Here is a 24,485-nt window from a genome sequence, read left to right on the forward strand (position 1 = left end):
CTTCCTTGATCGTAAATCGTGTATTGTCAGAACGCGTGCCGAACCTCGACGCCGACCGTTCGCGGGCGAAGCAGCGTGGTGCGCTCGAAACTGGATCTGTATGGTGAAAACGAAGCCTGAAACTGCTTGAAGGTCTGCCCTTTCGTATCGAGCAGGTTGTTCACGAACAGGCGCCAGCTCGTGGCGCCAATCGAGAGACGCGTGGATAGATTTGCCTGCCAATAGGCATCGAGTTTCCGGTAGCGCGGATTGTCTTCCGGTCCTTCGGGCATTGGTCGAACAGGGCCGAAATCGCTGTAGGATGCGCCCGTGTAGCTGACAGAGAAAGTCGCTCCAATCCTTGCCTTGTCGCTGATGTCTGTCGTGTGATCAACAAGAAGCGAGCCTGAAAAGCGGGGCACGAACGGGAGCTTTTCGTCTTTGAAGCCGATCCCGTCGATGCGCTCGTCGAGGCGGCCATCGATATGGGATAAGCCGAACTGGACCGATGTTCCCTTTGCGGGAATGTCATCGATCTGAAGCTGCAGCTCGCCGCCCCTCACCGTCGCCGAGCCCGCGTTCCCCCTGAGGCCGAACAACGTTGGGGACTGGATCTGCGTCTGCATGTCCGACCAGTCGATATGGTAGACCGATGCTGTCAGATAGACATGACGCCCGATGCCGAGCTTGGCGCCGAACTCGTAGCTGACGATGCTGTCCGAAAGATATTGCCGGTATCCTGCGGGCAGCGGAGATGAGGTGGTTTCCGCGTTGAACCCGCCCGGACGAAAACTGTCCGCAATCGTGACGTAGATCAGGCTGTCCGTGTCCAGCGTGTAAGAGGTGTTGAAACGGAATGCGGCGCCGTCCTCATTGTATCGCCCATGGCTGATCTCTTCTGGTAGCGGGACGTCGAGAGCGAGGCCATCGTCGTCGCGGCGGCCGGCAGCCCACTGGTTGATTACCGCGGCATCGGAACGGCGGCGGAAATCGAAATGACGGGCGCCGAGAGAGAGGTGCCATTCCGGGATCGGTCGGTAACCGATCTCCCCGAACACGGCGAACTGGCGGAGCGTCTCTTCGCTTGCCATGTGGGATTCCCTGTCGTCGTTCAGGCTGACGCCTAGCAGCTCTTCGAGGTCGCTTTGCCCTTCGAAGGGAATCGGAACGCTGATCTGATAATCGCTCTTGAACCGCGAGTGATAGAGATACGCGCCGACCGACCAGTCGAAGGCGCCTCCGCCCTTTGAGACGAGGCGTATTTCCTGTGTCCACGCCCGCGCCGTGTCCTTGCCTTCGCTGACGGCAATGAACGGTGGCAGCGCAATGTGAGCTCCGATCACTCGCGCGTAATAATTGTCGCGTTCCGAATGCGTAATGTCCTGCCGCTGCGCGCGCGAGACTTTAAGATAGCTGATCGTGGAGGTCAGGTCGGCAATGCCGACATCGCGTTGTACGGTGATTGCTGCAACGCTCGTGTTTTCGTCCTGATAGCCGGGCACATTGTAGCCGACCTTGAACGTACCGAGCGTGCTTTCGAACCAATTGCGCTCGCCGAACGTGCTATCTTCATTCTGGTAACTGGCATCGACGATCATGAGATCATCCGGAACCCAGCGCAGCGCGAGCCGAGCCGTCATCGTTCTGGCATCGTCGACATTTGCGCTGTCCAGTATCACATTGTCCAGAACCCCGGACGTGTTCTGGAAAGCGGCGGACAGGCGTAGTGCGAGCTTGTTGCTCACGATCGGCAGGTTCGCGATCGCCGAAGTGTCCTGATTGGAGCCGCCGTGCATTGTGAATGACAGCGCGGCACTCGCTTCCGCGCTTGCTGCGACCAGATCGGGCTTCACGGAAATGTAGCGGATGACGCCGCCCATCGCGCCCGCACCGTAGTGCGTTCCTTGCGGACCGCGCAGGATCTCGATGCGTTCGAGATCGAGCAACCGCATGTCGAGCGGACGGAACGTGCCGGGCCGATCGATCGGCACGTCATCAAGATATACGGCAGTTGTCGCAACAAGGCCGACATCCTCGCCGCTGCGCAGTCCTCGCAGAAAGGGACGGAAGCCGTCGCGCCGGCCTTCGTCGGTGAACGTGAGGCCGGGGATCAGGCGGGCGATGTCGCTTGCGCTCTTTGCCGCGGTCGTTTCCAGATCGGAGCGCGAAAATGCCTGTATGTTGAAAGGAACGCTTTCGATAGTGTTTTCGCGCCGCGTCGCGGTCACGACGATCGGTGTTTCTTCCCAGGCAGGTAGTGAAGCGGAGGCTTCCTTGTTTCGTGGCGTTACAGCGGGGTCGCGCATCACGACGAAGCTGCCGCCGCCCTGTCTGGCTGCAAGATCCGATCCCGCAAGGAGTCGATCAAGTGCTGCGCCTGGTGGTAACACGCCGCGCACGCCGGCGGTCCGTTTGCCGCGTACATCGTTCGTGGCGTAAACGATATTCATGCCGGATTGCTGGCTGAAAACGTTGAGCGCCCGGGCCATGTCGCCCGCTGGAACATGAAAGCTGATGGTCGCGGCGATTGCAGGGGTGGCGCCGGACATGCCGATCGCGGCTGCGTACAGCACAAGCGAAACGCCAGCATGGTTCATTCCCCCTTGTTGCCCCTCCAATTCCTTCAGACAAAGCGATCAAGGATACCGGTAACAAAAAAATCACAATGCCGGGCGGCCGATCCTGATTTCGTTGTCGCGGTATTCGACCTTGAGCGAAAAGCCATTCTCCAGCAGCCGGGCGAACTGTTCAACATCGTTCGCTGCGAACCTGCCGCCGATGTGCATCGTCTTCACGCTGTCATCCACGATCACCAGCTTGCGCCGGTTGTAGCGGTTGAACTCTCGAACGACGTCTTCCAGCGGAGACTGCTCGAACACGAGTGTGGAATTTCGCCAACCGAGGCTGTCCTCGATACTCGAAACCGGGCGGTAGCCGACGAGTGTCGAGGTGTCCGTGGCGATCGCAACGCCGCCTGCGCCAAGCTCGACTGCGTTGTTCCGCCCGCCATCGGGGCCAAGACGAACGCGCCCTTCAAGTACGGAGACGCGCAGTTCGTGCTGCTCTCGTCTCATGGAAAAGCGCGTGCCGAGAACGGTCACCTGCTGTTTCCCCGCATGAATTACGAATGGGCGCGAGGCGTCGTGTGCCACCGCGAAGAAAGCCTCTCCCTCGTCCAGCCACAGCACCCGCTTGTCATCCGTCACATCGGCGCGAAGACGGGTCGCGGTGCCGAGGTCGACAGAGCTGCCGTCCGCGAGCTTCACATTGCGGATTTCCCCGATCGCGGTCGCATAGGCTGTGGGCGCCTGTGGGGTGCGCAGGTCGTGAAATGTGTAAAGTCCGATCGCGCCGGCAAACGATGCCGCCATCGCCAGCGGCAGCCAGCGTTTCAGAATGCCGCGTCGTTCATGCGCCGTCGCATCGAAGTCAGGTGAACGCAGTGCCGCGGCCCGGTCGAGGCGCTGCCAGACGCTTTCCAGCCTCAGGAAGGAAACGCGGTTCGCGGGATCGTCCAGCCAGCTGTCCAGTGCCGCGGCGTCTTCGTCGCTCCAGCTGTCTCCATCACGGCGTGTCAGCCATTCGGCTGCATCCTGTTCGATCTGCTGCCAGTCGTTCATGGCTGGCCTCCCGTCTTGTATCGTGTGGTTGTCGTTGCGGATCTTTGCAGCTTGCCGCTGCCCCCAAGCATGAAATCGGCGAGCGCGCGGATGCCGAGCGTCGTCTGCCGCTGAACGGTATCGAGCCCCACGCCCATCGCGTCCGCGACCTCGCGCTGCGACAGGCCCTGCACCTTTCGGAGCTCGATCACCTCACGGCAGCGTTTGGGCAGGTTCGCCAGGCCTTCCTGCAACCGCCGCAGGTCGTCGCGCGCCACCGCGCTCTGCTCCGGCGTCACCGTGTCGATACTGATCGCTTCCAGATCGGCAACCTCGTCGAAGGCGATGATCTTGGCGCGTTTGGCGAGGTTGATGAGGTGATTACGGGCAACCGTCAGCAGAAAGGCGCGCGGGTATATCGGGCGTGCGGAGCGGGCGGCTTCGTAGGTCTTGAGGTAAATGTCCTGCCGCAGGTCAGTGAGGTCTTCGTAGCGGCGCCAGTTTCGGCGCAGGAAGCCCATGAGCAAGGGTTCCAGCGGAAGAATCTCTTCCGCGAACCACCTGTCCAGCACCTTCCTGTCATCCTCCACGCGCGTTCCCCGGCGAAAATCCTGAAACCCCGTGAAGTCCTCAGACAATCACATTTGGAGAACCCGGTACATTTTTCTTTGCAAGGGGCGGATGAAGGCGGTGCCTTTCTTCAAGCCTGTGGAACGGTGCGGGCTTTCGCCTCGCCCCACACGCTGTCCCGTGGGCCGCTCTCGGCGCGCCGATACGCAATGCGGGCCATCCAGAAGAGCGCGGCGGCGCCCGCAAGGGCGGTGACGTCGACCAGAATCGTGTGGCGATAGCTCCACCCCGTTCCTGGAAGTCCTGCTGCTGCCAACAGCGACGTGATCGGGATCAGCAGGGTCATCGCACCGGCGAACGCCAGCAGTTCCCATCCCGCCCGTGCCGCACCGCGCGCGAACGCCCAGCCGATCGCGGCAAGGAAGGTGAGGTAGTAGATCCAGCTGTGCCACGCGGCTACATCTCCGACACGCCCCGGCAACCACTTCGCGGCCGCGATCGTCAGCGAGATGCCCGCCACGCACCCGAGTGTGACGCCGACCGTGAGAGCGCCCATCACGATGGTCGACCGGCTTTGCGTGACGGCGCCCGCCTTGCGCTCCTTCTTGCGGCGTGATTCGATCCACAGCAGGTTGCCCGTGTAGAACAGCATTGCGCCCGCGAGGCCCATGAAGAAATACGCCCAGCGCACCGGCGGGCCGCCGAAGCTGCCGAAGTGGAGTGTGAAGAAGCTGGTGAGGGTGGGCATGAAACCGGCCGGTTGCATACCCGGCATGTAATCGGTTTCGGTGAACTTTCCGGTGTAGGGGGCGACCTCGACCCACCCCGCGTTGGGCGCACGGTGACCGTAAGCCGGATTTTCACCCCACGCGCTCACCGTCAGGCCATTGCCTGCGCTTGAACGCTTCGGAGCAGTTCGTCAGCGGGAATAACAGGGCCGCGTGGGGCGGGGTCGTGGTGTTCGCCTTCTTCCCATTTCGCGGCGAGATTGCCGCCATAGGCGATCTTGTTCTGAACGTCGTAGAACTGGTCGTGAAAGGCGAACACGACCGCCGTCAGACAGATCACGATATGGAAGGGCAGGCTGAACAGGCCGAGCACGTTGTGCGTATCGAGCCACATGCGTTTCAGGTTCTTGCCGACGCGTACCGCGAACAGATCTTTCACGAGGCTGGGGAGCAGCACGATCGTGCCGGAAACCAGCGCGATGCCATACAGCAGGCAGATGATGCCCATGATCGGCATGGCGATTTCGTGGTCGAGCGGAAGGCCGACCTGCTGGTGCAGAACGTCCACGATCTGTGCAACCTCGGTGCCCACGATCTGCACGATCTCCACGGAGCCGTCGGCTGCGAGTGTCGAGCCGAACATCGGCGCCGGGTCGCGGCGGCTCGCGCCGGGCGCGCGCTCCAGCCACATCATGCGTGCCGGGGCTTCGGCGTTGGGTGAAATCGTGATCTGGAACTGCCGTTCCGCCTGCGGTCGCGCGGCGAGTGTCTTGTCGATCAGTTCCTGCGTACGTTCGATGGCGGGGGCAGGGGAGAGCGCGACGGGCGGCGATGCCCAGCGCTGCACCTGCGTCTCGAACATCGTGATCGCACCCGCGTAGAAGGCGATGAACAGGGCAAGGCCGCTGATGATGCCCACCCACGTGTGGACATCCTTGTACATGCGGACGACATCGGTGCGCACGGTTCGCCTCTCCAGCGTTTCAGGGTTGAACCACGGCCAGAAGGCCGAAGGCGATGCCGTTCGCGAGACCGAGCCAGCCCCAGGCCGCGCGTCCGCTGCGAAACAGGAAGCAGAAGCCGAGGATCGTCACCCAGATCGGCGACGCCATCCACATGGTAACCTGCAGCTTGCCGCCGCCGCTGCCGGGGGCGAGGATCGCGAACAGGCTGCTGAGGGCGAGTGCGAGACCGAAGCCGAGCACGAGCCCCGCGCTTGCCTTTCCGAACCAGTCACGGCTGGTGTATTCGAACGTACTCATTTTTTCGCCTTCTCCCCCCGCTGCCAGGCGACGGCGAGCGGGATCACCGACCAGAGCAGCATCGCCGCCGTCAGGCTGGTGAAGACCGCCGTCGCGGTCCCCATGATCGTCCACAGCATAACCTGCCCCACGACCAGAAACGCCCAGCCCGCCCATCGCGCCCATGGCAGTAGTGTTTCGCGCAGCCGCTGGTTCGGCGAAGCGAGATACAGCGCGATCGTGCCGACAAGCAGGCACAGGCCCGCCAGGATTTCTGTCATCGTCTTGCCGCTCCATCCACTGGCGAGAAATACAACGTGAGCGTTGCATAAAATGCAAACGAGAGGCAATAGCTAACAGGTGGAGGCTGCGTGAACCGCTACCAGCGATATTGCAGGCGCGCCGTCACGGTCCGGCCGGAACCGTAGTAGCAGGCTGCATAAGCGGTGCAGGTCGCCACATAGGTCTTATCGGCAAGATTGCGGGCGTTGACCGAGAGCGACAGGCCGTCGAGCGACGGGGTCGAAGACCCGAAATCATACCTTACGAACACGTCGAACAGCGTGTGCGCCGGAATCTCGAGCGTGTTGGCAAGATTGCCCCAGCTCTTGCCGGTATAACGGATACCGCCGCCAAGCCCGAGGCCATGCAGCACACCTTCGGGCAAGCGATAATCGACGAAGCCCGAGGCGAGCCATTCCGGCACCTGACCTACCCGGTTGCCGAGTTCAGTGGCGGTGTTGCTGCTCTTGGTTACCTTCGACCACGTCCGCGTCAGGCTGCCGACGAAGGTGAGGCCGATGCGGGTCGCGGCGCGGCCCTCCAGTTCCACGCCGCGCACGCGGATTTCGCCCGTCTGCACGTTGCAGACACTGGTGCCGCACATCGTGCCGTCGGGGTCTGGCGTCGCCACGTTCTGCTGCTTGATCTGGTAAGCGCCGAGCGTGAAATAGGCGTGGCTGCCGCGCGGTTCGAAACGCAGACCCGCTTCGTATTGCTGGCCTGTTGTCGGCAGGAAGGGCTCTTTCGTCAGGTTGGAGGTTGGTTCAGACACCAGCGGTTGAAAGGATTCCGAGTAGCTGGCGTAGGGTGCGAGGCCGTTGTCGAAAAGATAAACGGCGCCAGCCTGCCACGTGAAGTCGCTGGAACGCGTCGTATAGCGTGTGCCGGCAACGGTGTTCGTTGTCTTGTCGTCGACCCAGTCCTTGCGGCCGCCGATGCTGAGGCGCAGGTTGCCGAGCTTCATCTGGTCCTGAAGGTAAAGGCCGATCTGGTCGCTTTCGGTTTCGGTATAAACTTGGGGCGTGAGGTTTGCCGCATAGTGGGACGAACCGCGAGAGACTGGATTGTAAATGTCGATCAGAGGCTCGACCTGTCCGCGCGGCAGGCCGGGCGCGATGACGAGGTCGCGGTAATGTTCCCAGTCGGTACGGAAGAAGTCGATACCGCCGAGCAGCGTATGCTCGATGGCGCCGGTTGTGAATTTCGCCTGCAGGTTGGCGTCGATTGCGATGCCGTCGCTCTCGCCGTCTCCCTGCACAGCACGGCGGCCGATGGTCTGGCCAGGGATGCAGCCAGCGAAGGCCGCCGGATAACCGGTGAGCATTGCCGCGCATGTCGAAGCGCCGGGCGTCGCGGCATTCAGCGTGTCGCCCGAAAGCACGGTCACGCGGTACAGCGAGTTGACGTGAGTATAGCGCACGCTGTTTCGGAAGCTGATGTTTTCGCTCAGGTTCGCGCGGAAGAACGACCCGATCAGAATCTGTTCGCGATCGTAGACGTTCCAATCCGGCTCGCCGAGATATTCGTCGAGATCGATACGGTCGCCGTTCGAAGGATAAAGCGTGCCGGTCGCGGGCAGGAACTGATACGTCGAGCCGCCCTCGTCGCGCTGGTACTGGCCGAGCAGCGTCCATGACACGTCGTCGCTCGGCGCCCACGTGAACGACGGCGATATGTAGTAGCGGCTGTTGCTCGTCTTGTTGATCTGGGTCTGGCCGTCGCGGGCAAGGCCGACCAGCCGCGCCGAGAATTTGCCGTCGGCATCGAGCGCGCCGGAAATGTCGCCTGCGGCCTGATACTGCCAGCGGCCGAGATCGGTGAAGCCGGCCGCCTGAAGCATGAGTTCGCCGGAGAGTTTTGTTGTCGGCCGCTTCGTCACCATGTTGATGATACCGCCCGGTGCGGTCTGTCCATAAAGCACGCTCGACGGGCCCTTGAGCACTTCCACCTGTTGCAGCGCAAATGGATCGAACTGCGTGCGCGTCCATTGTCCGCCCGAGGGCAGGCGGAGGCCATCGACGAAATTGTTGTTGGAAGAGAAGCCACCGGCGCCGAAGCCGCGTACCACGATTTCATCGGTGCGGCTGTCGATGCCGGTGGATTCGACGTTGACGCCCGCGGTGTAGGCGAGCGCGTCGCTCACCGTGCCCACGGCGCGGACATCCATTTCTTCCCGGCTGATGATCGAGATGCTCTGGGCCGCCTCGATGATCGGCGTTTCCGCTTTCGAGGCCGATGTCGCTGCGCTTCGCCCCGTCGCGACGACGACGATCGTGCTGTCTGCAGTTTCGTCGGTCACAGACTCCTGCGCGAGCGCAGCCCCCGAGAAGGAGGCAGACAGCAGTAGAGCGCAACGAATTGAAAGCGCCGGTTTCATTGGTGGACCTCTCCGGTTGTGGTTGCTCTGCGCCCCCTGTTGGACACTCGTCGTCGCATTATTAATATTGATTCTCATTTTCAAGAAAGAATCATGTCATTGAATGTCCCGGCGTCGTGGTGTGGCTTTTGGGTTGCAAGATCTGGTCAGCCACGGATGCAGCGGCTCGTCGCATTGCTGATTGCTTATTTGAGAATCATTCGCAATAATGGCTGGCATTCCAAGGGAGTTGCCCCATGCTGCGTGTTCAGGCCATCGAACGGGAAACCGCCAGCATTCTCGTTGACGCGGCGCGAGGCTGGCGGGAAGCGCGTGACGAGGGGTGCGACGTGCAGCCCCGCCTCTGTGCGATCCTCTCCGCGCATCGCTGCGAAATGCTTACGCCCGCGCTCAGCAGTCTCATGCATTTCTACGAAGCAGGGCTGGGCCGGCCGATTGTCATCGGCGGCGAAGCGCTCTCCGGCGATGAGCATCTCTTGTTGCAACTGATCGAAGGCAGTCGTTCGCGCGCGGCCTGTGGCACATATAGCAGCGAGCTCGGCGCCGCTTTCGATTGTGCGATCTGTTCGGCCCGGATCATGTTGGCGATGCTCCTCGAAGATGCACGGAGGCTGCATTGAGAAGCCCTGTTCCGGAAGATCAGTCGGAGATCGCTGACACCGCTGCGCTTGAACGGATCATCGGCAAGACACCGCCCGCAATCCATCTGAAGGTCATAGACCACCTCGATGAAACCGCGCTGCGCTGGATCGCGCGGTCGCCACTGGTGTTCGCCGGTTTCGGAAACGGCACAGGAATCACGGTGACGCTCGGCGGTGGTGAGCCGGGTTTCGCGCAGGCGTCGCGATCGGAACTGCGGCTGCCCCTGTCGCATCTCGATGATGCGGTGCTAGTGCGCCCAGGCCTTGGGTTGGGTGCGTTGTTCCTGCTTCCCGGAATCGGGGAGACGCTGCGTGTCAACGGCCGGGTCGCGTCGATCGATGCCGGAATGGCGGTGATGGCGGTCGAGGAATGCTATGTGCACTGCGCCAAGGCGCTGATCCGGTCCGGCTTCTGGTCGGCATCGCCTGTGAAGGAGGTGCCGGAGGGCACGGCGGAATTCGTCGCGGCGAGCCGTTTCATCGCGCTCGCAACGATCGACGCGGACGGTGGAGCGGATCTCAGCCCGAAAGGTGATCCGGCGGGCGCCATGGCGCAGATCGGAGACGGTAACCTCTGGTTCGCCGATCGGCCGGGCAATCGCCGCGTGGACAGCTTCCGAAACATTGTCGCTCAACCGGGTATCGGGGCGGCGCTTCTTATTCCCGGATCGCACGACGTCGCCATCGTCAGCGGCCGGGCACACCTGACAACGGATGAAACCGCACGGTCGCGCTTTGCGGTGAACGGCAAGATACCGCTGATCACCGTCTCAGTGGATGCCGAGATTGTCCGGCGCCGGAGTGCGGCCCTGGAGCGCGCGGCGCTCTGGCCCGCCGTGGCCGTCGAGGGCGTGGATCCCGCGGCCATGTTTGTCGCGCACATGAAGTTGAACAGAAACAAGGGCCTCGGCGCAAGGATCGCCAGCACCGCAGTTGCGGTTCCGGGTCTGATGCGCATGGGACTCGAGCGGGATTATAAATCCAATCTCTATTGAGCCAGCTTCGCGCAGGAAAATCGCCTATCAGAGATTTCCAGCGCGGGCCCTGCTAAATTGCGTGCGGTGGGTGAGGTGACATGGTGAAACTGGTCCAGTGTATTGCCGGTTTTTCTGAACTATTTTTCTATGGTCTCCACAGGCAGCCAAGTCGTCAGAAGACGCTCTCTTTTGGCGAATGGTCCGTTAGCAGTTTAGCGGAGGCGTGGCAGAACCGAGGTGCCAGCCTTCGAAATTGAATGATGGGGGATGCCGCACACATCCCGATTACCAGCCTACGAAGTCGCGCATGTCGATGGTGTCGAGGCGGCCTGCGGCGAGGTCTGACAAGGCCTGGTCGAGGATGGCGGTGGCCTCGGCGATCTCGGCGGGGCCGAAGGTCAGCGGCGGCGTGAACTCGATCACATTGGCGTTGCCGCCCACGTAATAGGCGACGAGGCCAAGTTCGTGGCAGCGATAGAGAAGGCGTGCGGCTGCCCGCGTTGCGGGGGTTTTCTTGTTCCGATCGTCGACGAGTTCGACGCCGATCGCCAGACCGCGTCCCCGAATGTCGCCGATGATGGGATGCTTTTCCGAAAGGCCCCGCAGCGCCGCCATCAGGTCGGCACCCTGCGACGCGCTGCGTTCCGCCAGATCCTCGCGCTCGATCGTATCGAGCACTGCCAGCGCCGCCGCGGCGCACACCGGGTTTCCGTGCAGGGTTTGCATCGCGAATGCCGTGCCCGCATCGAGCACGTCCGCCGGGCCAACGATCGCGGATATGGGGAGACCTCCGCCCAGCCCCTTGCCGAACACGGCGATGTCGGGTGTGAAGCCTTCGTGTGCGAAACCGTGCAGCTTGCCCGTGCGCGCAAGGCCGATCTTCACTTCGTCTGAAACGATGAGGATGCCGTGCGCGCGGCATCGGCGCACCAGCGCCGCCAGAAAGCCTTCGGGCGGCACGATGAGGCCCCCGTCCGACTGGATCGGTTCGATGAAGATCGCGGCGATCTCGTGCGGCGGCACGCTGGTGGCGATCATGTGATCGAAGATTTCCAACACCGATTCCGCCGTAACCGTATCGTGATAGCGGCACGGATAGGGCAGCAGAACGAGATCGGACGAACGTTCTGCATGGGCCTGCGAAGGGTGACCGGAAATCATCATCGATCCCGTGGTCCCGCCGTGATAGGCGCCGGAAAAGGCGATAATTCGCCGCCGCCCGGTTGCGCGCACCACGGCGCGGTAGACGGTTTCGTTGGCGTCCGATCCGGAATGGCCGAACCATACCTTGCGTGCGCCTTCACCCGGTGTGATGCGCAGCAGGCGTTCGGCGAGTTCGACGATTGCGGCATTGGTTCCGGAAAGCACGCTGGCGCCCGCTTGATCGCGTACAGCGCGGCTTACCGCCTCCACGATCGCTGGATGGCTGTAGCCAAGGCTGGCTGCCCCCCAGCTTGCCGAGAGGTCCAGCAGGGCCGCGCCGTTGCTATCGCGCAGGTAGCAGCCCGCGCCGCCGACAGCGGTCTGCGGAAAGAAGCGCAATTTCTGAAGCGTGCCGATCGCCGCGACATCGCGCGCGTAGAGATCAGTTGCCATCGCTCTGTCTTTCACACTGGAGGCCCGCCCGAACGGCGGCAACGGTTCGGGCGGCCCACGTTTCGATGCCTGCGATGCTGCCCAGCTTGTCCTGCCGCAGTTCCACGAGCACGGCCGGGCGTCCCCACGCTTCGCCGTGGAGCGGGAGCGTGGCATCGGTCTCGTCCTCGATCTGATAGGGCTGATTGCTGATGGCGTTCACGCCCGCCTGCCTGAAGGCGGCGACCATAGCCTCGCCGGTTGCGGGGCTTTGCCGTTGCAGAATGCCGACATCCCACGGACGTTCCACGTTCGCGAGTCGGGGCGTGAAGCTGTGGATGGACACCAGCAGATGGTCGCCATCGGGATCGCGCTGCGCAAGCATCTCTGCGACGGCATCGTGGAACGGCTGAAAATACAGGCGCGCACGCTGTTCACGCTGCGCCTCCGGCAAATCCCGGTTACCGGGAATGACGATACCGGCCACTGTATCGGGAATGCTCTCGGACGATGGCAGCGGCCGGTTGCAATCGATCACGAGGCGCGAATAGCGCGACAGGATGGCCGGGGCGTCCAGCAATTCCGCCAGTCGCCGCGTGACGGCGGCGGCACCGATATCGTAGCCGATATGACTTTCGAGGTCGCATGGGCTGATGCCGAGAGAAATCCCCTCGGGCACACTGTTTGACGCATGTTCGCATGTCAGCAGGATCGGCGCCTTCCCGTTGGGGTTGACGATCTCGACCGCGGCCGGGCCGCTGCACTCCCGGTTCATCAATAGACCGAACCGTAGAGCGCGCAGATATCCTCCGGCGAGAGCTTCGCGACCCGTTCGATCTCGCCGGTCTTCATCGCGGAATGACAGGCATGGAGTTCAGGCGGCAACCAGGATTTGACGACCGCGTCCGCATCGAGCGCCGCAAGCGCTTCGCCAAGGCTTTGCGGCAGACGCGTCAGCCTGGCGCGCTCCGCGTCGGGAAGATCGGAAGGGTCCACGCTGACCAGTTCGGGCAGGGGCAGGGCGCCGCGAATACCCTCAAGCCCTGCAAGCACGATCAGCGCGGCGACCAGATAGGGATTCGCGGTGGCATCGCAGGCACGAAACTCCACGTTGAATTGTCGCGCCGCGTCCGGGCCATTTTGCGGGAAGGTCGGGCAGATGCGCAGCGCCGCTTCCCGGTTGCGTTCGCCGACGATCGCATAAGCAGCGCTCCAGCTATGTTCCACCAGCCGCAAGTAGGAGATTGGGCTGGGGGCGGAGAATGCCGTGATCGCAGGCAAATGCTTCACGATGCCTGCGGTGAAATGCGCTGCGATTTCGGAAAGTCGGCCGGGGCGGGCGGCATCGAAAGTCACGTTGCCGGGTGGAGCGTTCAGGCTGAAATGAATGTGTACGCCGCTGCCTGCGGCGTCGGGTTCCGGCTTCGGGGTGAAGCTGGCGCGCATTCCGGCTGCGCGGGCGATTTCGCGTGTGATCTCGCGAAGCACGACCGCGCGGTCGCACGCCTGCAGGGCAGGGGCGGGGGCCAGCGTCACTTCGAACTGGTCGCGGCCGTATTCGGGAAGAATCATCTCCGGCTCGGCCCCGGCTTCCTCCAGCGCCGCCATCAGCGTTCCGCAAAACCCGGCAGCGCGGCGCATCGCGCCCAGCGAAAAGGCCGGTGCGTCGGCCCATGTTGCACCTTCCATGCGGAATTCGTGTTCAAACGCCATCACCGGCTCCAGCCCGGTTTCGGCGCGGAAGCGGTCGAGCGCGGTCTTCAGGAAGCCACGCGCGCAGCACACCCACGGCGCGCCATCCAGATCCATGATGTCGCCCAGCAGGAATTCGAGCGGTGGAGAGACGGCGTGCTCCACCCGCACATGCGTATCGGGATCGGGAATGATGCGAAGATCGCCGGACGAACCCCACGGATGTGCGCCGATCGCGCCGAAAGGATCGATCGCGACATTCGCAGGCACCCAGCCGATGCCGCGATCGAGATAGGTCGCGATCCGGTCCGACGGAAAGCTGCGGCCGCGCGTGATGCCTGCCAGATCAGTGGTGAGAACGGCGCAGAGCGGTGTACCCGCCGCGGAAAAGGTCTGATTGGTCACGGGTTCGTTTTCACCGGCTTGGCGTGGAAGAGATGTTCGATGGTGCCGGGCGTATCCAGAACGTCGGCATAGCCGCGAAGCGTCTGGATCGCCGCGGCGTGGCGTTCCGCAGAATAGGTGGCGCAGGCATCCTCGACGACGGTGACGAGGTAGCCGCGATCCGCCGCGTCGCGCGCAGCCATGTCGACGCACTGGTCGGTAATGACGCCGCAAACCACGAGGTGCGTGGTGCCGAGATTGCGAAGAACATAATCGGCCGCAGTCGAATTGAAGAGGCCGGAAGATGTCTTGGGCAGCACGATCTCGTTTTCGGCAGTGGCAAGCGCATCGATGATCGCGCCAGCCGGGTCGCCCTTTGGAACGTGGATGCCGCTCAACTGGTGATCCATCGAACGGTCACGGCCGTCCCGTGTCAGGCTTTCGATGATCGTATGCATCACCTGAACGCCCGCCGCGCGCGCGGCCTCCAGCAGGCGTTCCTGATTGTGCAAGACGCCGCCGTGCAGACGATCGCGATAGTAACCGCTCGCGTTATCGATCCAGATGCGCTGCATATCGACGAACAGCAGCGTGGTGGTTTCCGCGCGTGGTGGAATGCGAGAAAAGCGGGGTTCAATCCTCAACGTTGTGCTCCTTGGCAGGCCTCAATTTCACGGCCAGCGCTTCCAAGGTCTGCATCCGGGCTTCCGCGACATGGCCAAGTTTCGCTGTCAGCCCCGCGACGATGGCCTCGATCTGGGCCATGCCCGCCAGCGTGCTATCGAAAGGGGACAGGGATTCGACGGGTGCGAGCAGGCTGGCATCCGCGAGGCGTGCGATGGGCGAGCGCCACGGATCGGTGAACAGGATGATCCGCGATCCGCGTTCGCGAACGCGCTCCGCAGTGCGGATCACATCCGCCTGATAGCGCCGGTAATCGAAGATGATGACGAGGTCACGGCGGCCGAAGGCCTCCAGAACATAGGGTTCTTCCTCGCCGATCGGTTCGATCGTGCGCGTGTCTGCGCGAAGCATACCGAGGTGCTGGGCGAGATATCCCGCGAGGTATCGGCTGTATCGCCCACCCAGCACGCTGATGCGGAAATCGGGGTCCGCCAGCGCCTCGACAACGCGCTCATATTCGCTTGCCGGGTTCAACTCGCGCGTGCGGCGCAGCAGGTCGGCGCAGCCTTCGAGATAGCGGCCGAAGCTGTCCTTTGCGGGCTGTTTCACCTTGCTGAACATCGACAGCGGTGAGTTCATCCGCTCGTCCACTTCCGCGAGCAGCGCCTTCTGAAACGCCGGATAGCTGTCGAAGCCGAGCCGCCGCACGAAACGCACGACGCTGGGGTCGCTCACGCCCGAGCGGGCCGCGAGATCCGAAACGGTGGAAAGCCCGCTTGTCGGATAATTCGCCAGCAATTCCTGCACGATGAGTTTGTCCGCCTTTGTGAGCGAATCCGAGCCTCGAATGAGCGTGTCTTTGATCGTCATATCGTCCTTCTTGGCTTATTCATTACACAATGTGTAGATTATTCAAGTGAAGAAATGGAATTGACATTATGCCGACGCCTCCACATGCTTTGGGAGAACACGGCCCGATGGGTCGGGACTCGGAAACGAAAAAAGGGGGTACACATGCTTCGGATACATGGGTCGACGGCGATAATCGCGCACGTCCTGTTCCTCGCGTCGCTTGGAGGGTCAGTGGCCGCTCCCGCGCTGGCGCAGGAAGAGGGTGTCGTTGAGGGCGGCGAAATCCTGGTGACTGCTCGAAAGCGCGCGGAATCGCTGATTTCCGTGCCCGCGTCGATCGATGTCGTCACGCCCGAGGCGATCGAGGCGAAGGGCGTGGTCAACACGTCCGACCTGATCGGCCGGCTCCCGGGCCTCTCCACCTCATCCGACATCAACAGCCCGGGGCGCGACTTTCTCTCGCTGGTGATTCGCGGGGTTGGCGCGAACACGGGCGGCGGCGATCCGGCGGCTCCGGTGTTCGTCGACGGCATCTACCAGCCGCGTCTGGGCTTCGACACGCGCTATGTGGACGTGGAGCGCGTCGAGGTTCTGAAGGGGCCGCAGGGCGCGCTTTTCGGCCGCAATACGGAGGCCGGCGCAATCGCCATCAATTTCCGCCGGCCGGGGCCGGAAACGCAGGTCCGCCTGTTCGCCGAAGCGGATAGCCTGCTGTCCTTCCGCAGCCAGGCCAGCGTAAGCGGCGGTCTCGCCGATGGCGTGTATGCGGGCGCTTCGTTCGATGTCTCGACAACGGACGGCTATTTGAAGAACGCGGTCATCCCGGCGCTTTCGGGGCAAAGCGGCACGGTGAGCGCGGACCGGTCCACCAGCTATCAGGGGCGCGTGTCGCTGGTGCTGAACCCGTCCGAACGGTTCGAGGCGTATCTGACGGCGGACGCGCAGGAGTGGCGCGGCCAAACCGGTCTTCCGGGGGTGCCGAGGGGCTGCGACTGCTACCGTGTGAACAGCGATTATCAGATCGAAGGCGTGAACCGGAATCGCGGTTTCGCGGCCAATCTTACCTGGCATGGCGACAGTATCGATATCGTCTCGCTCAGCGGCTACCGGAAACTCGACAGCAAGCTGCCATTCGATTTCGATGGCGGCGGCGATCGCGGCCCGAACCGTCATGATTATCGGAACCATCAGGAATTCTATTCGACCGAACTGCGCATCGAATCGTCTGAAAGTGCGGCCCCGCTGCAGTGGATGGCCGGGGTTTACGCGTTCCGCGACAAGGTGAAATCCCGCCGCAGCTACGACCTACAGGATTTCGACGACATGGGGATCGGCATCCCGACCACGGGCCTTACGATCGATTACCAGAATGTCGACCTGACGAAGGAAGGCTTCGCCGTTTTCGGTCAGGCATCCTACACGCCGACGACCAATCTTGAACTGACCGCAGGCGGCCGCTTCGGGCACGAGAAGGTCAAGGGCGCCTACGATGCCTATGCGGTAATCCATCCCTATGAGATTCCAATCGGCGGCGCCGGTGTGAACCGCGCGAGCTTCGACAATTTCACGGCATCGGGCTCGATCAAATATTCGATCGACGATTTCGGCATCGTCTACGCGAGCATAGCGCAGGGCGCGCGGTCGGGCGGGTTGCCGCTTACGCCCGCCAGCAACGCCAGCTTCATTCCCTACAAGAGTGAAAAGGCGCTCAGCTACGAACTGGGCTTCAAGGGCCGCTTCGCCGATGGTCGGGTGCAGCTTGGTGGCGCGCTCTTCTATATCGACCTGAAGGACCAGCAGCTCACCTCGATCATCACCGACAACGGCATCGCGATCGCGACGACCGCGAATGCCGGAAAATCGCATTCGCAAGGCTTCGAATTGAACGCCGAATTCAAGCCGGTGGAGGGACTGAGTCTGACCGGCGCGGTCGGTTACACTGATGCCAAGTTCGACGATTATGTCGATGGGTCGGGCGTGCAGCACGCTGGAGAGCGGCTGCGGTTCGTGCCGCGTTGGACCGCCAGCGCGGGCATAGAATATACCATGCCGATCGGATCATCGGATTCGGAACTGGTGTTCAGTCTGGATGGCCGCCATGTCAGTTCGCAGACCCAGGGCTATGGTGTCGCCTTCGATCCGCTGCTGACGATTCCGGGCCACGAGATCGTGGACGCCAGCATCGCGTTCGTACGGCCGAGCTGGAAGTTCCAGGTGTTCGCCGCGAACCTCTTCGATACCTATGCGGAAACGCGGCTGTTCAACACCTTCTATTTCATGCCAGACGGCAGTCGCGTCTTCGCATCGGTTGCACCGCCGCTCCGTGTCGGGGCACGCTACACGATCAAGTTCTGACCCGGAATAAGCACAGGGAACCATCATGACGGACCAGCTTATCGAATATGACGGCCTTGGCCTCGCGAACCTCATCCGAACGGGTCAGATCAGTTCCGCCGAACTCGTCGAGGTCGTCATCGGGCGTATCGAGCGCCTGAATCCCACGCTCAATTTCATGACCAACAAGGGTTATGAGCTGGCGCGCAGCGTGGCGGCCGATCCGCCCCGGCAGGGGGCATTCGCCGGGCTGCCGTGGCTGCTCAAGGATCTGATCCTCGGCCATGCGGGTGTTCCACTGACATCGGGATCGCGCTTCTTCCGGGATCATGTGCCCGCGCAGGACAGCGTGATGATCCACCGGCTGAAGTCGCTGGGGCTTATCTACATCGGTTCCACCAACGTGCCGGAGTTCGGCATCAATCTCCAGTCCGGCAACGCCCTGTTCGGCGATACGCGGAACCCGTGGGATACGTCGCGCACGCCCGGCGGGTCGAGCGGCGGGGCGGCGTGTGCCGTCGCGGCCCGTGTCATGCCGTTCGCGCACGGCGGCGACGGCGGCGGCTCCATTCGCGTTCCATCCAGCTATTGCGGGCTGGTGGGCCTGAAGCCTTCGCGCGGCAGGAACACCTATTTCCCCGATTATGCCGATGTCTGGTACGGCTGCGGCACCGATGGCTGCCTTTCGATCTCGGTTCGCGACACCGCGGCCTATTCGGATGCGCTGTGGGGTTCCACGCCCGGCGATCCATATGAAATCCAGCCGCTATCTCGGCCACTCCTCGAAGAGGTGGGCGCGGATCCCGGCAAGCTTCGCATCGGATTGATGACCCGGTCGCCGGGGCCGATCAGCAGCGAGGACGCCGCCCGGACGGCCGAAGCGGCTGCCCGGCTTTGCGAGTCGCTCGGCCACCACGTTGAAGTGACCGAAATCCCGATCGATTACGCCCGCTTCACCGCGACGTTCATTCGCGTCATCAACGTGCTGACCGCAATGGGGCTGGACACGGCGGAAGCGCTGATGAACCGAAAGGCCGGGGTAGACGACCTTCAACCGGTCGTCTGGGCCATTCGAGATCTGGCCAAGAACGTTTCCGGTGTCGAGCACGCTCTCGATGTCGAGATCCTGCGCCAGATCGGCCGGGATATCTGCATGGCTGTGAGCAAATACGACATTGTCATCACGCCCTCTACGCCCGTGACGGCGCCCGAGGTCGGCGACCCTTCGCAGGCATGGAGCGATGTCGATGCCTATTTCGAACGCCTCGTCGGCTTCATGGCGTTCTCTGCGCCGATCAGCATCTCCGGCCTACCGGCAATTTCACTTCCCATCGAAACCGCGAGCAACGGTATGCCACTCGGAACCCAGTTTATTGCCAACCGCGGGCGTGAAGACCTGCTGATCCGCCTTGCCTCCCAGATCGAGGCGGCGAAGCCATGGAAGGATCGCCTCCCGCCTGTCTCCGCACGCTAGCCTTGGCGCTGGGATCGGGTTCGCGAAGCTAGCTTGAAACCTTCAGCTCCTGGTTGATCAGCCTCGCCAGCATCTTGCGGAACAGGTGAGGGGCCTTGTCGCTTGGCAGGAACGCGTTCCTGCGCGAGGCGGGCGTTAGATCCCAGATGCGTTGCTGGGCTTCGATCATGGTGCGGTCTTCCGCGAACGCGTCCATGACGATCTTGTACATGCGCTCCATCGCCACGGGCGACGGCGTCATGCCTTCGAAGCCTGCGGCGAACAGATAGGTGCACGATTTCTTGCCGGTGGGCGTGACCGCTTGTTGATCCACACGGCGCAGCAGCGGTGCAAGATCATCTGGCGGTGCGGCCAAGCCGCAGCGTTCTGCCGCGCCGCGCGGGTAGAAGGTCGTGCGCATGACGAGAATGCCGGGCGCGCTGAAATCGTAACAGCTCCAGATGTCGGTGAGATCGGTGCCACCGGGGTTGACGGGCCGGTCCTTAAGCCAGCGCTCGATATGAACGCCGCGCTCAAGCGGCGTTACCCGTGGGGGTTGGTCTGACCAGCCGCCCGCGGTTGCACCGCCAAGCGTCGTTTTGTGCAGGAAATCGAGGTGCGAGAGATCGCACAGATTGTCGTTCACGAGTTGATAGTCAGCCGCGTAGGAGATTTCGCCATAGCGCATGGTGAAACGCCGGTCGGCGAGATCGAAGCCGCGCGGAATCAGCGCTTCGTTCGCGGCACCCGGCGCGCCGAGCCAGACCCATATCCAGCCATCGCATTCGGCGACGGGAAATGTGCGTGCGTTGGTGCCCGGCGGAATTTTCTCCGCACCGGGCACGCCGATGCAGCGGCCGGCCATATCGAAGGTGAGCCCATGGTATCGGCATTGCAGTTGCTCGCCCTGCACGCACCCCAGCGAGAGCGGCGCCAGCCGGTGAGGGCAGCGATCCTCCATGGCGACGAGGGCACCCGATTCGGTGCGGTAGAGTGCGATCGGCTCGTCCAGAATCTGCCGACCGATCACGGTTCCCGCTGGAAGCAGGTGCGACCACGCCGCGACATACCAGCAATTCCGCGCAAACATCGCAGCTCTCCCCTTGCTTCGCGTGGGTGCAGCTTGGGTCGTGCCCGCCCGGTCAACGGCAGGGTGATTGGCCCACGACACCTCAGCGTCCCCATCCGCTTTATACCATTTGCATAAATGTGAGGATGAGGTATGAGTATAAAAAAGGCAAGAGGGGGCATTTGGGGCGATGAACAGCATAAAGCGACACTTTCCGCCGCTTTCCTTGCATTTGCAGAGACAGGCGAGGCGGCGGCCAAGGGCCTGGGCGGTCGCTGTGATGGCTCCGCGCTCATGGTGATGGTCTACGACCTCGTTCTGCCGATTGCCCTGGCGATCATGATGTTCTCGCTTGGGCTGGCGCTCAGGCTGGACGACTTCGTGCGCATCGTGCGCCATCCCAAGGCGCTGCTCGTGGCGCTGCCGTGTCTGCTGGTGATCGTGCCCGCGATCGGTGTCGGCGTCGCGCACGCGAGCGGGGCGGCGCCTGTGCTCGCGGTCGGCATCTATCTTATCGCGACGTGCCCCGGCGGCACGCTCTCGAACCTGCTGACGTTCTGGGGGCGCGGCGATCTGGCGCTCTCGATTTCGATGACCGCGGCGGGATCGGTCGCTTATGGCGTGCTCGCGCCGCTGTGGCTCGCCCTTGGCTACGCTATCTTCATGGGCGGCGCCGAACGCGTTTCCATTTCGCCGCTGGAGGCGATCGTCTCGGTGGCGCGTATCTCGCTGCTGCCGGTGGCGCTCGGTATGCTGGTGCGGGCACATCTGCCGCGCGTGCGCGATGCGATCGAGGCGCCGCTGCGCAATGTCGCGGCGGTCATCATCATCGCAATCTTTCTGCTGCTGATGTGGCAGCAGCGAGAGACCTTCGTGGAGGCCGTCGCGCGCGTTTGGCCCGCCGTGCTGGCGCTCAATCTGATCATGGTCGCCACCGGCTTCCTGTTTGCGCGCCTCTTTTCGGTGGCGCGCGCCGAACGCACCGCCATCGTGTGCGAACATGCCATCCGGCAGGAAGGCCTGGCGATCTTCATCGTCACCTCGCTGCTCGCGCAGCCGGCGATGGCGCTGCCGCTGATCCTGAATTCCGCCACGGGGTTCGCCGTCGGCATGGCCTACATCGGTATCGAGCGCTTTTTGGCGGACCGTGCCGCACGCCAGCCCCGGGCCGATCTTTCCTCATTCAAGGGACCGAACTGATGCGCCTGTCGGCACAAGGATTTATTTCGCCGCCGGGCACGCCTTCATTCCCTATCGCGGTGCGCGGCGAAGGCGTCTACATCTTCGACAAGGACGGAAAGGCCTATCTCGATGGCTCGTCCGGCGCGGTGGTGACCGCCCTCGGTCACAGTCATCCCCGCGTTCTCGCCGCCATGCGCGCGCAGATGGAAAATATCACGTTCGCGTACGCCCGCATCTGGGAAAGTCGTCCCGATGAGGAGCTGGTGCGCCGGCTCGCCGAACTCTGCGGAGGCAAATTCGATTCCGCTTATTTCCTCAATGGCGGCTCGGAGGCGACGGAAGCAGCGCTGAAGTTCGCGCGACAGCTCGCCATCGCGCGCGGAGAGCCGAGCCGCCACAAGGTCATCAGCCGGATGCCATCCTATCATGGTGCAACGCTCGGGGCGCTCGGTGTCACCGGCGACCCGGTGATGGAGAAATTGTTCGGGCCGATGATGGTGCCGATGCCGAAAATCCCGGCGCCGATCACCTATCGCACACCGGAAGGCTTCGACGCGGATTCCTATGTCGATTATTGTGCCGAGGCGCTCGAAGAGGCGATCAGACGCGAAGGGCCGGAGACGGTGCTGGCCTTCATCGTTGAGCTCGTCGGAGGCACGTCCACTGGCGCGCTGGTTTCGCCGGATCGCTATTATCGGCGTATCCGCGAGATCTGCGATCGCCACGGCGTGCTGCTGATCCACGACGAAATCATGAGCGGCGCGGGGCGCTGCGGTAAATTCCTCGCTTCGCACTATTTCCCGGGCGCGGCGCCCGACATCCTCACCATGGGCAAAGGATTGGGGTCCGGCTATGCGCCGATCAGCGCGCTGGTGACCTCTTCGGCGCTGGTGGACGAACTGCGCGCCATAGGCGGCTTCGCGCACGGCCACACCTATGTCGCCAACCCGATGGGCTGCGCGATCGGTTGCGCGGTTCTGGACGAACTGGTGCAAAGCGATCTCGTGACGCAGAGCGCGGCGGCAGGCGTCTATCTCGAAGATCAGCTGAGGGCCGTGCAGAAGCGGCGGCGTTCCCTCGGCGATATTCGCGGGCGCGGGTTGCAGCTCGCGATCGAAATCGTCGCCGATCAGGACACCAGACAATCTTATCCGTTCGAACTCAATGCGCCCGCGCGGATCGAGCATCTGATGATGGAGCGTGGGCTGGCCATGCTCCATCGGCGCACGGGCGGGGGACAGTTCGGCGAGTGGTTCATGGTGTGCCCGCCGCTGATCTCGACGCGGGAGGACGTCGATAGGCTCGTCGACATCATCGACGATGCCCTGGGCGCGTTCGAGCGCAGTATCGACGGGAAAGCATCATGAACGACGATATCCATATCTCCAACACGCTCGGAGAGCTGTTCGTGCGCGCTGCGCGCCGCTTCGACGATCGGGTTGCCTTGAGCGACGACCACGGCGCCATGACCTATCGCGAGATGGGCGAGCAAATGCGTCGCTACGCCGGCGCCTATCGTGCCGCGGGGATGAAACCGGGTAGCGCGTTTTCTCTCCTCTCCGCCAATCGCGTCGAGGCTGTTGTCGCACTCGCGGCCGGGCTGATGGTCGGTATGCGCTACACGCCGCTCCATCCCAAGGCGAATGTGGAGGACCATGCGTTCGCGCTTCAGGACGCGAACATCGATCTTTTTCTGGTCGACGATCGTCACTTCGCCGAACACGGCCGCGATGTAGCGGCGCAGTGCCCCGGCGTGCGCACGATGTCGTTCGGCGGCCTCGATTACGCGCCGAGCATCGAAGCGGCGGCGGAAATGGCTGAACCGGCGCCGCTACAGGCGGTGGCGGGCGGCGATACGCCGGCGTTCGTCGTTTATACCGGCGGCACCACCGGGCGGCCGAAAGGCGTCGTGCACAAGAACCGCTCGCTGGTGACCAACCTTCTGCTGCAGACGAGTGAGTGCGAATTGCCGCAGGAGATGCGCTTCCTGGCGGTGACGCCGATCAGCCATGCGTCGTTCCTGTTCATTCTCCCCACGTTGCTGCGCGGCGGCGAATTGGTGCTGCGCGCCAAGTTCGATCCCGCGCGGTTTGTGGATGAGCTGCACACGCATCGCATCACGTCCACCTTCCTCGTGCCGACGATGATCTATGTGCTCCTCGACCGGCCGGAGATCTGGGAACGCGGGGCGGGCCCGTTGCAGACGCTGGTTTACGGTGCCTCGCCGATGTCGCCCACGAAGCTCGCCAAGGCCATCGAGGCGTTCGGCCAGATCTTCGTGCAGGTGTACGGGCAGATCGAGTGCCCCAACATCATCAGCGTACTCGGCAAGGCCGATCATGATCTCGCGCGCCCGCACATGCTGAAGTCGTGCGGGTTTCCAAGCGCCGCAACATCGGTGGCGCTGATGGACGACGATCTCAATCCGGTGCCGCCGGGCGAAATCGGCGAGATCTGCGCGCGCGGTCCGCTCGTGATGGAAGGTTATTGGAAACGGCCCGACGCAACCGAAGAAGCGATGGGCGGGGGCTGGCTGCGCACCGGCGACATGGGGCGGATGGATGAGAACGGTTTCCTCTTCATCGAGGACCGCAAGAAGGACCTGATCATTTCGGGCGGCTTCAACGTGATTCCGCGCGAAATCGAAGAGGTTCTGAACCGCCATCCTGAAGTCTCGATTGCCGCCGTGGTGGCGACGCCCGACGAGAAGTGGGGCGAGGCGGTGATGGCGGTCGTCGTGCCGCGGCGCGCGGACTTTGCCGATGCGGCCGCCCTGATCGAGAGCGTGCGCGAGGCCAAGGGCGCGCTGTGCGCGCCAAAGCGCGTGGAATTCGTCGCCGAGTTGCCGCTGACGCCGCTTGGCAAGCCCGACAAGAAAGCGCTCCGCGCCCGCTATTGGGCCAGCGCCGAACGCCTGGTGAACTGA

Annotated in this window: 21 protein-coding genes; 7 read left to right on the forward strand and 14 right to left on the reverse strand. The window is 63.0% G+C overall.

Features of this window, described 5'->3' with window-relative positions:
• Positions 1-26: 26 nt before the first annotated feature.
• From ACFQ00_RS03150 to ACFQ00_RS03185, 8 genes are all read right to left on the reverse strand, one after another.
• Positions 27-2,576: a TonB-dependent receptor domain-containing protein gene (locus ACFQ00_RS03150; RefSeq protein WP_381486090.1), complete on the reverse strand. Its 2,550-nt coding sequence runs from the start codon at positions 2,574-2,576 to the stop codon at positions 27-29.
• Between the two features lie 63 nt (positions 2,577-2,639).
• On the reverse strand, positions 2,640-3,599 hold the full coding sequence (locus tag ACFQ00_RS03155; protein ID WP_381486093.1) for a FecR family protein: 960 nt from the start codon (positions 3,597-3,599) through the stop codon (positions 2,640-2,642).
• Positions 3,596-4,168 (reverse strand): RNA polymerase sigma factor, encoded by a 573-nt coding sequence (locus ACFQ00_RS03160; RefSeq protein ID WP_381486096.1) that lies wholly within the window; start codon positions 4,166-4,168, stop codon positions 3,596-3,598. Before ACFQ00_RS03160 ends, ACFQ00_RS03155 begins: the two co-directional genes overlap by 4 nt.
• Before the next feature lie 110 nt (positions 4,169-4,278).
• Entirely contained in the window at positions 4,279-5,025 is a 747-nt protein-coding gene (locus ACFQ00_RS03165) for a PepSY domain-containing protein (protein ID WP_381486098.1), read from the reverse strand.
• Between the two features lie 2 nt (positions 5,026-5,027).
• Positions 5,028-5,840: a PepSY-associated TM helix domain-containing protein gene (locus tag ACFQ00_RS03170; protein ID WP_381486101.1), complete on the reverse strand. Its 813-nt coding sequence runs from the start codon at positions 5,838-5,840 to the stop codon at positions 5,028-5,030.
• A gap of 19 nt (positions 5,841-5,859) precedes the next feature.
• Positions 5,860-6,138, reverse strand: a complete 279-nt coding sequence (locus ACFQ00_RS03175) for a hypothetical protein (protein ID WP_381486104.1) — start codon at positions 6,136-6,138, stop codon at positions 5,860-5,862.
• Positions 6,135-6,398: a hypothetical protein gene (locus ACFQ00_RS03180; protein ID WP_381486107.1), complete on the reverse strand. Its 264-nt coding sequence runs from the start codon at positions 6,396-6,398 to the stop codon at positions 6,135-6,137. The genes ACFQ00_RS03175 and ACFQ00_RS03180 overlap by 4 nt, the downstream gene beginning before the upstream one ends.
• A 98-nt stretch (positions 6,399-6,496) precedes the next feature.
• Positions 6,497-8,698: a TonB-dependent siderophore receptor gene (locus tag ACFQ00_RS03185; protein ID WP_381486110.1), complete on the reverse strand. Its 2,202-nt coding sequence runs from the start codon at positions 8,696-8,698 to the stop codon at positions 6,497-6,499.
• Positions 8,699-9,012: 314 nt separating this feature from the next.
• On the opposite strand from ACFQ00_RS03185, the gene ACFQ00_RS03190 reads away from it, so the two are divergent.
• Positions 9,013-9,396, forward strand: a complete 384-nt coding sequence (locus ACFQ00_RS03190; RefSeq protein ID WP_381486113.1) for a hypothetical protein — start codon at positions 9,013-9,015, stop codon at positions 9,394-9,396.
• Positions 9,393-10,412 carry a pyridoxamine 5'-phosphate oxidase family protein gene (locus tag ACFQ00_RS03195; protein WP_381486116.1) on the forward strand — a complete coding sequence of 340 codons (1,020 nt, stop codon included), beginning with the start codon at positions 9,393-9,395 and terminating at the stop codon, positions 10,410-10,412. Before ACFQ00_RS03190 ends, ACFQ00_RS03195 begins: the two co-directional genes overlap by 4 nt.
• A 267-nt stretch (positions 10,413-10,679) precedes the next feature.
• On the opposite strand, the gene ACFQ00_RS03200 is transcribed toward ACFQ00_RS03195, so the two are convergent.
• From ACFQ00_RS03200 to ACFQ00_RS03220, 5 genes are read right to left on the reverse strand one after another with little or no spacing between them, the layout of a single operon-like run.
• Entirely contained in the window at positions 10,680-11,990 is a 1,311-nt protein-coding gene (locus ACFQ00_RS03200; protein ID WP_381486119.1) for an aspartate aminotransferase family protein, read from the reverse strand.
• Positions 11,980-12,744 carry an N-formylglutamate amidohydrolase gene (locus tag ACFQ00_RS03205; RefSeq protein WP_381486122.1) on the reverse strand — a complete coding sequence of 255 codons (765 nt, stop codon included), beginning with the start codon at positions 12,742-12,744 and terminating at the stop codon, positions 11,980-11,982. Before ACFQ00_RS03205 ends, ACFQ00_RS03200 begins: the two co-directional genes overlap by 11 nt.
• Positions 12,744-14,066 carry a glutamine synthetase family protein gene (locus ACFQ00_RS03210; RefSeq protein ID WP_381486125.1) on the reverse strand — a complete coding sequence of 441 codons (1,323 nt, stop codon included), beginning with the start codon at positions 14,064-14,066 and terminating at the stop codon, positions 12,744-12,746. The genes ACFQ00_RS03205 and ACFQ00_RS03210 overlap by 1 nt, the downstream gene beginning before the upstream one ends.
• Positions 14,063-14,689: a cysteine hydrolase family protein gene (locus ACFQ00_RS03215; protein WP_381486128.1), complete on the reverse strand. Its 627-nt coding sequence runs from the start codon at positions 14,687-14,689 to the stop codon at positions 14,063-14,065. The genes ACFQ00_RS03210 and ACFQ00_RS03215 overlap by 4 nt, the downstream gene beginning before the upstream one ends.
• The gene (locus ACFQ00_RS03220; protein ID WP_381486131.1) at positions 14,679-15,539 is read right to left on the reverse strand and encodes a MurR/RpiR family transcriptional regulator; all 861 of its coding nucleotides are present in this window, start codon (positions 15,537-15,539) and stop codon (positions 14,679-14,681) included. Before ACFQ00_RS03220 ends, ACFQ00_RS03215 begins: the two co-directional genes overlap by 11 nt.
• A 213-nt stretch (positions 15,540-15,752) precedes the next feature.
• Here ACFQ00_RS03220 and ACFQ00_RS03225 point away from each other — a divergent pair, with 213 nt between their 5' ends.
• The gene (locus ACFQ00_RS03225; RefSeq protein ID WP_381486134.1) at positions 15,753-17,876 is read left to right on the forward strand and encodes a TonB-dependent receptor; all 2,124 of its coding nucleotides are present in this window, start codon (positions 15,753-15,755) and stop codon (positions 17,874-17,876) included.
• Positions 17,877-17,901: 25 nt separating this feature from the next.
• Positions 17,902-19,329, forward strand: coding sequence for an amidase (locus ACFQ00_RS03230; RefSeq protein WP_381486137.1), 1,428 nt, complete (start codon positions 17,902-17,904; stop codon positions 19,327-19,329).
• A gap of 28 nt (positions 19,330-19,357) precedes the next feature.
• Here the strand turns inward: ACFQ00_RS03230 and ACFQ00_RS03235 are convergent, their stop codons facing one another.
• Positions 19,358-20,398, reverse strand: coding sequence for a Rieske 2Fe-2S domain-containing protein (locus ACFQ00_RS03235; RefSeq protein WP_381486140.1), 1,041 nt, complete (start codon positions 20,396-20,398; stop codon positions 19,358-19,360).
• Positions 20,399-20,671: 273 nt separating this feature from the next.
• Here ACFQ00_RS03235 and ACFQ00_RS03240 point away from each other — a divergent pair, with 273 nt between their 5' ends.
• The 3 genes from ACFQ00_RS03240 to ACFQ00_RS03250 are packed head-to-tail and all read left to right on the forward strand — an operon-like array spanning position 20,672 to position 24,485.
• Positions 20,672-21,577 (forward strand): bile acid:sodium symporter family protein, encoded by a 906-nt coding sequence (locus ACFQ00_RS03240; protein ID WP_381486143.1) that lies wholly within the window; start codon positions 20,672-20,674, stop codon positions 21,575-21,577.
• Positions 21,577-22,926: an aminotransferase family protein gene (locus ACFQ00_RS03245; protein ID WP_381486146.1), complete on the forward strand. Its 1,350-nt coding sequence runs from the start codon at positions 21,577-21,579 to the stop codon at positions 22,924-22,926. Before ACFQ00_RS03240 ends, ACFQ00_RS03245 begins: the two co-directional genes overlap by 1 nt.
• Positions 22,923-24,485 (forward strand): AMP-binding protein, encoded by a 1,563-nt coding sequence (locus ACFQ00_RS03250; protein ID WP_381486149.1) that lies wholly within the window; start codon positions 22,923-22,925, stop codon positions 24,483-24,485. Before ACFQ00_RS03245 ends, ACFQ00_RS03250 begins: the two co-directional genes overlap by 4 nt.

Source organism: Sphingosinicella xenopeptidilytica (assembly GCF_042676985.1).
Classification (GTDB): domain Bacteria; phylum Pseudomonadota; class Alphaproteobacteria; order Sphingomonadales; family Sphingomonadaceae; genus Sphingosinicella; species Sphingosinicella xenopeptidilytica.